This is a genomic window from Lacrimispora sp. (assembly GCF_036758025.1).
Classification (GTDB): Bacteria; Bacillota; Clostridia; order Lachnospirales; family Lachnospiraceae; genus Lacrimispora.
This window is the reverse complement of sequence record NZ_DAIOXM010000006.1, coordinates 174,690-182,167: the sequence shown is the minus strand read 5'-3', so window position 1 is coordinate 182,167 and position 7,478 is coordinate 174,690. Positions and strand designations below refer to the sequence as shown.

The following is a 7,478-nucleotide window of genomic DNA, read 5'->3' as shown; positions in this document are numbered from 1 at the left end:
ATTCCATGATAGACAGCGAATTCCTGCAAAAGGGGAAAGATTATGATGAACTGCCGGATGTCCATATCATCTATATAAGTGAGACAGACCTATGGAGGGCAGGGAGGACAACCTATTCTGTCAAGAAATTTTTTGAAGGTACGGACACCGTATATGAAGACGGAGTAACTATATTATATGTGAATGCAGCAGTAGACGATGGCACAGAGATAGCCCGGATGATGAAGTATTTTAAAGAAGCAGACCCGGATGATGCCAGTCAGGGGCACTTGTCAAAACGGGTACATTTTTTGAAATGTGAGGAAGGAGGCCATGATACTATGTGTGAGGTTATGGAACAATTTATAGAACTGGGCAGAGAGGAAGGACTAGAACAAGGAATTCTTAACCTGGTTGATGCGTTCAGGGAAGTCGGAATATCTGATCTGATTATATCGCAAAAAATACAGGATAAATTCAAACTGGCAAAAGAAGAAGCCGAAATATATTTAAAAAAATAAATTCCCTATTGACATTTCTATCCCCATCTCCTATACTATATCAAAATAACAAACTGTTGAGCAGGAGTAAGTAAGATTTCTTCATCATGCCCAGAGAGCTTCCGGTTGGTGGGAGGAAGCGTTGATGTTTAATCTGAATGGACCTGCGAGGGCGGCTTGAAACCAGAAATAACTGGGAGTAGATGCTGACGGGTTTCCTATCCGTTACCAAGGGGAGGCACATGTTAGTGTGTTACAGAGCGGAAGAAGTCTATCTTCTTCAATCAGGGTGGTACCGCGGAAGGCGATTTATAAGCTTCCGTCCCTTAGCCATATTTATATGGTTAAGGGACGGGAGCTTTTTTGATTTTAAAACAAAAAAGTTGAAGCACCCTACGGGTATACCATTATGTCCTGAGAACCCGGACAAAAAAGTTGAAAGGAGTTAAACCATGAACATCACACCGGATTGCAGGGAAATTGAAGCGCTTGCTGCTTCCTATCCCGTCATACCAGTCTGCAGGGAAATCTTTGCAGACATTGTCACACCAATTACCCTGCTGCGCAAGATCGCAGCCTTAGACAGCCGTTATTATCTGCTTGAAAGTATTGAGGGGGGCGAAAATTGGGGCCGCTACTCGTTCCTTGGCTACGATCCGGTCTTAAAGGTTTCCTGCAAGGACCATGTGGTGACGGTTCATCATTATCATAGCAGTGAAGCCGACCAGGTAACTGAAACCAGAAAGCCTTACGATGTTCTCCGAAATATCTTAAAGGATTACCGTTCTCCAAAGCTTCCAGGGCTTCCTCCATTTACCGGAGGCTTCGTCGGATATTTTGCATACAGCATGATCGGATATGCAGAGCCGGTCTTATCCATAAAAAAGGGGGAATGCAACGATTTTGACTTAATGCTTTTTGATACGGTCATTGCATATGATCACTTAAAACAGAAAATCAGCCTTGTGGTCAACATGAAAACAGACCGGGTTATGGAGAATTACGGGAAAGCCTGTGCAAGGCTGGAAAGCATTGCAGGCATGATCGCAGAAAATACCCCCTTGAAAAAATCCTCTGTCACCAGCCGGCCTCAGTTCCGCTGCAATGTGACAAAAGAAGAATTCTGCACCATGGTGGAGCGGGCAAAGGAATACATCGTGGACGGAGACATTTTCCAGGCAGTACTTTCCAGACAGTTTACAAGTGATTATCATGACAGCCTGTTAAATGCCTACCGGGTATTAAGAACGACCAATCCTTCTCCTTACATGGTATATCTCCACATGGACGACATGGAGATCATGAGCACCTCTCCGGAAACTTTGGTCCGATTAAAGGACGGACGGCTCACCACCTTCCCGGTGGCAGGCTCCAGGCCAAGAGGAAAAAGTGAGGAAGAAGACAGACGGCTGGAAGAAGAACTGCTTGCCGATGAAAAAGAACTGGCAGAACACAATATGCTGGTGGACTTGGGAAGAAATGATTTAGGAAGAATCGCAGCATTTTCCACCGTAGAAGTGACCGGCTATCAGATGATCCACCGCTATTCCCGGATCATGCACATCTGTTCCCAGGTGGAGGCCGACATCACTCCTGACCGGGATGCCTTCCATGCCATTGAAGCCGTTCTTCCGGCAGGTACCCTTTCCGGCGCTCCTAAAATCCGGGCCTGCGAAATCATTGAAGAACTGGAATCAGAGCCCAGAGGAATTTACGGCGGAGCCCTTGGATACATCGATTTTACCGGAAACATGGATACCTGCATCGCCATACGGATGGCCGTGAAGGTCAGGGAAAAGGTGTACGTCCAGGCCGGAGGCGGCATTGTGGCCGACAGCGTGCCGGAGACGGAATATGAAGAATCGGCAAACAAGGCAAAGGCCGTGATCAAGGCCATTGAAACAGCAGGAGAGGTGAATGACTGATGATTCTCTTAATCGATAACTACGACAGTTTTTCTTACAATCTGGTTCAGATGTTCGGAAGCATTAACCCGGATATCAAGGTCATACGAAACGATGAAATGACTGTGGAGGAAATCAAAGAACTTTCCCCAAGCCACATCATCCTCTCTCCCGGCCCCGGTTATCCAAAAGATGCGGGCGTGTGTGAGGATGTGGTTAGAAAGCTGGCAGGAGCAGTTCCCATTCTGGGGGTGTGTCTGGGGCATCAGGGAATCTGCGAGGTATACGGAGCAGAGATCACCCATGCCAGAAAGCTGATGCATGGAAAACAGAGCATTCTCACCATTGACACCGCTGATCCTATATTTAAGGGTCTGGAAAAACAGCTTCCTGCTGCCAGATACCATTCCCTTATCGCGAAAAAGGAATCCCTTCCCCATTGTCTGGCCGTCATTGCCACCGATGATATGGGAGAGATCATGGCAGTAAAACATAAAGATTATACCGTTTACGGTGTTCAGTTCCACCCGGAATCCATTTTGACGCCGGACGGGAAGACCATACTTGAAAATTTCTTATCCATTGTATAAAGGAGGCAGACGAAATGATTCAACAGGCAATTCACGAAGTAATCACAGGGCAGGATTTAAGCTTTGACGCAGCCAGAGAAGTGATGAACGAAATCATGAGCGGAGAAACCACTCCCGCCCAGATGGCGGCCTTTTTAACCGGACTCCGGATGAAGGGGGAAACCATTGATGAAATCACCGCATGTGCCACGGTCATGAGGGAAAAAGCCCTGAAACTGGAACCGGATTTTCCGGTTATCGACATTGTGGGCACCGGAGGCGACGAGGCGGGAACCTTTAACATTTCCACCACCAGCGCATTTGTGGTTGCTGCCGGAGGCGTTCCTGTGGCAAAGCACGGAAACCGCAGCGTTTCCAGCAAAAGCGGGGCTGCCGATGTGCTGGAACACCTTGGGGTGAACTTAAATCTCACCTCAGAACAGTCCGGAAAGATCTTAAAAGAAACCGGCATGTGCTTTCTCTTCGCTCAGGCTTACCACTCTTCCATGAAGTATGCAGGCCCGGTCCGCAAGGAACTTGGAGTAAGGACCATATTTAACATCTTAGGCCCTCTTTCCAATCCTGCGGGAGCCACCATGCAGCTTCTGGGTGTTTACGATCAGAAACTGGTAGACCCCCTGGCCCAGGTGCTAAGCAACCTTGGAGTGAAGCGGGGAATGGTGGTATGCGGAGACGACGGACTTGACGAGGCTACAGTGACTGGCCCTACCCATGTATGTGAAATCCGTTTCGGGGAACTGACCCGGTATGTGATTACACCGGAAGATTTTTCCTTAAACAGAACTTCTCTTTCTGATCTGGTAGGGGGCACACCGGCTGATAATGCAGAAATCACCAGGGATATTCTTTACGGAAAGCTTCAAGGGCCAAAACGGGATATCGTTATTTTAAACTCCGCTTTAAGCCTGTACCTGGGAATTGACGACTGCACCATCGCAGAGTGTATAGAAAAAGCAGCGGACTTAATCGACTCCGGAAAGGCTGCCGCCAAGCTGGAGGAATTTGTGAAAGCAACTCAGGAGGTGACTTCATGATTCTGGACACTCTGGCTGCTGCCTCAAAAAATAGGGCACTGGCTGCAAAAATGTTCGTTTCCATGTGGGAAATGGAAAAGCTGGCATTTCAGGTTTATGAGAAAACAAAGGACCAAACACCTTCCTTTGAACAGGCCCTCTCCTCTCCTGATATTTCCTTTATCTGCGAGGTAAAACGGGCTTCCCCCTCTAAAGGACTCATTGCTCCTGATTTTCCTTATGTGGATATCGCAAAGGATTATGAGGCTGCTGGGGCAAATGCTATCTCAGTCCTTACGGAACCGGAGTATTTCCTGGGGCGCAATGACTATCTGACGGAAATCAGCCGGGAAGTGTCCATTCCCTTGCTGAGAAAGGATTTCACAGTAGACCCTTACCAGATTTATGAAGCAAAGGTCATCGGCGCTTCGGCAGTTCTGCTGATCTGCGCTCTTCTGGATACAAAAGCTTTGAGGGAAGGAATTGAACTTTGCGACAAGCTGGGATTAAGCGCTCTGGTAGAAGCCCATGACGAGGAGGAAATCCATTCCGCTCTGGAGGCAGGAGCCAGAATCATCGGCGTAAATAACCGGAATTTGAAAACCTTTGAAGTGGATTTTAACAACTCCATCCGTTTAAGGTCCCTGGTTCCCCCTGATGTGCTCTTTGTGGCGGAAAGCGGAATCAAGACGGACGATGATATCAGACAGTTATCCGAAGCAGGTGTCAATGCGGTTCTGATCGGAGAAAGCCTGATGCGCTCTCCGGATAAAAAAGAGATTATAAGCGGTTTTAAGAGGGCTGCACGATGAGCATGAAGGAAAACCGGATTAAAATATGCGGGCTGACCCGAAAGGAAGACATTCTGGCCGTCAACATATGGAAGCCGGACTATATCGGTTTTGTGTTTGCCCCGGGAAAGCGTCAGCTTACAGCTTTAAAGGCAAAAGAATTAAGGGAATTATTGCTGCCGCAGATTCCGGCGGTGGGAGTTTTTGTAAACAGTCCTATGGAAGAAGTTCTGGCTTTGGCAGAGCAGAAAACCATTGACTGCATACAGCTCCATGGGGATGAGGATTGTAATTATATATTGGAATTAAAAAAACATTTAGGACCCGGCTTTCCCATTATAAAAGCCGTACGGGTCCGGACAGAGGCGGATATCATACAGGCCGAGGAACTTCCCCCAGACTTTCTGCTTTTTGATACTTATACAAAAGGAGTCTACGGAGGAAGCGGGAAGACCTTTGACTGGTCCATGATTCCAGCCATCAAAACTCCCTGGTTTCTGGCGGGAGGCATCGACGCTGCAAACATAAGGCTTGCCATGGACACCGGCGCATTCTGCTTGGATTTAAGCAGTTCCCTGGAAACAGAGGGGAAAAAGGACCCTGAGAAAATCAAAGAAATTATACAAATAATAAGGAGTAAAGAATAATGTCAAAAGGAAGATTTGGACAGCACGGAGGGCAATTTGTCCCGGAAACGCTGATGAACGCAGTCAATGAACTGGAAGCAGCTTACGAAAAATACAGCAAGGACCCGGAATTTATAGCAGAACTTCAGGAACTTCACCAAAAATATACCGGAAGACCTTCTCTTCTCTACTATGCAAAGAGAATGACAGAGGACTTAGGCGGCGCAAAAATTTATTTAAAGAGGGAAGATTTAAACCACACCGGTTCCCACAAGATCAATAACGCCTTAGGTCAGGTTCTTTTAGCCAAGAAAATGGGAAAGACCCGTGTTATTGCTGAAACAGGAGCCGGACAGCACGGCGTTGCCACTGCTACAGCGGCCGCACTTATGGGAATGGAGTGCGAGGTCTACATGGGTAAAGAGGATACAGACCGTCAGGCCTTAAACGTATTCCGTATGGAACTTTTAGGCACAAAGGTTCACTCCGTTACCAGCGGAACCCAGACCTTAAAGGATGCTGTTAACGAAACCATGAGAGAATGGACCAACCGGGTGGAGGACACTCACTACGTTTTAGGCTCTGTTATGGGCCCTCACCCCTTCCCTACCATTGTAAGGGATTTTCAGAGCATCATCGGCAAAGAGGTTCGCTCTCAGCTTATGGAAGCAGAAGGAAAGCTTCCTGACATGGTTATTGCCTGTGTGGGAGGCGGCAGCAATGCCATGGGAATCTTCCACGAATTTGTCAATGAACCATCCGTAAAGCTGGTGGGATGTGAAGCGGCAGGTCACGGCATTGAAACCGGAAAGCACGCTGCCACCCTTACCACCGGTTCCCTGGGAATTTTCCACGGCATGAAGTCTTATTTCTGCCAGGATGAATACGGCCAGATCGCCCCTGTTTTCTCCATTTCCGCAGGACTTGACTATCCGGGCATCGGACCGGAGCACTCAGCTCTCTATGACTCCAAAAGAGCCAGCTATGTGCCCATTACTGACCAGGAATCTGTTGATGCATTTGAATACCTATCCCGTTTGGAAGGGGTTATTCCGGCCATTGAAAGCGCCCATGCGGTGGCTTACGCCAGAAAAGTGGCTCCTTCTATGAGCAAGGATGAAATTATTGTTATTAATTTATCAGGGCGCGGCGACAAGGATGTGGCAGCCATTGCCCGTTACAAGGGGGTTGATATCTATGAGTAGAGTAAGAGACGTATTTTCAAAAGGAAAAGCATTTATCCCATTTATTACAGCAGGTGACCCGGATCTGGCTACCACGGAAAAGCTGGTTCCCGCCATGGCAAAGGCAGGCGCTGATTTAATTGAACTTGGAATCCCTTTTTCTGATCCAATTGCAGAAGGAATTGTCATTCAGGAAGCCGATATGCGGGCTTTGGAGGCAGGAACTACCACAGATAAGCTTTTTGACTCTGTAAAAAGAATCAGAAAGGAAACTGACGTGCCTCTGGCATTTATGACCTACATCAATCCGATTTTCGTATATGGCAGTGAAAGATTTATTAAGAATGCAGCAGAATGCGGCATTGACGCTCTCATCGTGCCGGATATGCCCTTTGAGGAGCGGGAGGAGCTTCTTCCCCTCTGCCAAAGGTTTGGAGTTGAACTGATTTCCCTCATTGCCCCCACCTCCAAGGACCGGATACAGACCATTGCCTCTGAATCAGAAGGCTTTATCTACTGCGTTTCCTCCATGGGTGTGACCGGAGTGAGAACGGAAATCAACACCAACATCGCGGAAATGGTTTCTCTTGTAAAAGAAGTCAAAGACATTCCATGTGCCATAGGCTTCGGAATCTCCACACCGGAACAGGCAAAGGAAATGAGCAGACATGCGGACGGAGTCATCGTAGGCAGCGCCATTGTAAAAATTGCCGCCAAATACGGAAAGGACTGTGTAGAGCCCATCTGCCAGTATGTAAAGGAAATGAAAGCTGCTGTCAGCGGTTAAAAAAGCTGCTGCAACATGAAAAAATCATATTCATAGCATAAAAATGCGCCTTGAAACGGCTTATAAAACATGAAAGCCCAATCAAGACGCATTTTTTGATCTCT

7 protein-coding genes, 1 pseudogene and 1 other annotated feature are annotated in these 7,478 nt (G+C 47.5%); all 8 genes and pseudogenes read left to right on the top strand.

From position 1 onward, the window contains the following. Positions 1–500, top strand: a pseudogene (locus tag V7M78_RS07805) (hypothetical protein); the annotation flags it as partial. Between the two features lie 47 nt (positions 501–547). Further along, positions 548–809: a binding site (T-box leader), on the top strand. A gap of 122 nt (positions 810–931) precedes the next feature. Beyond that, positions 932–2,404, top strand: coding sequence for an anthranilate synthase component I family protein (locus V7M78_RS07800; protein WP_333648131.1), 1,473 nt, complete (start codon positions 932–934; stop codon positions 2,402–2,404). Next, positions 2,404–2,973: an anthranilate synthase component II gene (locus V7M78_RS07795; RefSeq protein ID WP_333648129.1), complete on the top strand. Its 570-nt coding sequence runs from the start codon at positions 2,404–2,406 to the stop codon at positions 2,971–2,973. The genes V7M78_RS07800 and V7M78_RS07795 overlap by 1 nt, the downstream gene beginning before the upstream one ends. A gap of 14 nt (positions 2,974–2,987) precedes the next feature. Continuing rightward, positions 2,988–4,007: an anthranilate phosphoribosyltransferase gene (gene trpD / locus V7M78_RS07790; protein WP_333648127.1), complete on the top strand. Its 1,020-nt coding sequence runs from the start codon at positions 2,988–2,990 to the stop codon at positions 4,005–4,007. Further along, on the top strand, positions 4,004–4,798 hold the full coding sequence (gene trpC, locus V7M78_RS07785; RefSeq protein ID WP_333648125.1) for an indole-3-glycerol phosphate synthase TrpC: 795 nt from the start codon (positions 4,004–4,006) through the stop codon (positions 4,796–4,798). The genes trpD and trpC overlap by 4 nt, the downstream gene beginning before the upstream one ends. A 2-nt stretch (positions 4,799–4,800) precedes the next feature. Beyond that, positions 4,801–5,424, top strand: a complete 624-nt coding sequence (locus tag V7M78_RS07780; protein ID WP_333648145.1) for a phosphoribosylanthranilate isomerase — start codon at positions 4,801–4,803, stop codon at positions 5,422–5,424. Beyond that, entirely contained in the window at positions 5,424–6,608 is a 1,185-nt protein-coding gene (trpB, locus tag V7M78_RS07775; protein ID WP_333648123.1) for a tryptophan synthase subunit beta, read from the top strand. Before V7M78_RS07780 ends, trpB begins: the two co-directional genes overlap by 1 nt. After that, entirely contained in the window at positions 6,601–7,374 is a 774-nt protein-coding gene (gene trpA / locus V7M78_RS07770) for a tryptophan synthase subunit alpha (protein WP_333648121.1), read from the top strand. The genes trpB and trpA overlap by 8 nt, the downstream gene beginning before the upstream one ends. The last annotated feature ends 104 nt before the right edge of the window (positions 7,375–7,478 follow it).

Bases quoted from the DNA above. Each gene is read 5' to 3' on its own strand.
- V7M78_RS07800 (WP_333648131.1), top strand. From the start codon at position 932: ATGAACATCACACCGGATTGCAGGGAAATTGAAGCGCTTGCTGCTTCC.
- trpB (WP_333648123.1), top strand. From the start codon at position 5,424: ATGTCAAAAGGAAGATTTGGACAGCACGGAGGGCAATTTGTCCCGGAA.
- V7M78_RS07780 (WP_333648145.1), top strand. From the start codon at position 4,801: ATGAAGGAAAACCGGATTAAAATATGCGGGCTGACCCGAAAGGAAGAC.
- V7M78_RS07795 (WP_333648129.1), top strand. From the start codon at position 2,404: ATGATTCTCTTAATCGATAACTACGACAGTTTTTCTTACAATCTGGTT.
- trpA (WP_333648121.1), top strand. From the start codon at position 6,601: ATGAGTAGAGTAAGAGACGTATTTTCAAAAGGAAAAGCATTTATCCCA.
- trpD (WP_333648127.1), top strand. From the start codon at position 2,988: ATGATTCAACAGGCAATTCACGAAGTAATCACAGGGCAGGATTTAAGC.
- trpC (WP_333648125.1), top strand. From the start codon at position 4,004: ATGATTCTGGACACTCTGGCTGCTGCCTCAAAAAATAGGGCACTGGCT.